The 246-nt window shown below is 65.0% G+C and carries 1 pseudogene; it reads left to right on the top strand.

What is annotated here, in order from left to right:
* A pseudogene (locus tag SB756_RS33870) lies at positions 1-95 on the top strand (N-formylglutamate deformylase); the annotation flags it as partial.
* Between the last annotated feature and the right edge of the window lie 151 nt (positions 96-246).

The raw sequence follows: 246 nt of genomic DNA, 5'->3' as shown, positions 1-246 counted from the left end.
CCTATCGCGAAGACCTGGCGCAACCGACCCAGGCCGTGCTGCGGCGGTTGCTCGAAAGCGTGCTGGCCTGGGGCGTGCAACGCTACGGGAAGTGAGCGCAGGGGGGCGGACTGCACACAGTGGCCGCCCAGGCGAGTGGCTGCCTACTCGGTCGATGAACGGGGCTTGCGATCAGGGTCTGCAAACGATGTGAGTTCGCGAATCAGGCGTAACTCGCGTGTTTGCCTGTTGCGCTCCAATGCCTCG

The sequence above is a fragment of the Pseudomonas sp. SIMBA_068 genome (assembly GCF_046534705.1).
GTDB classification, from domain to species: Bacteria; Pseudomonadota; Gammaproteobacteria; order Pseudomonadales; family Pseudomonadaceae; genus Aquipseudomonas; species Aquipseudomonas putida.
Note: the sequence above shows the minus strand (reverse complement) of the source record. Positions and strands in the feature narration are given on the sequence as shown.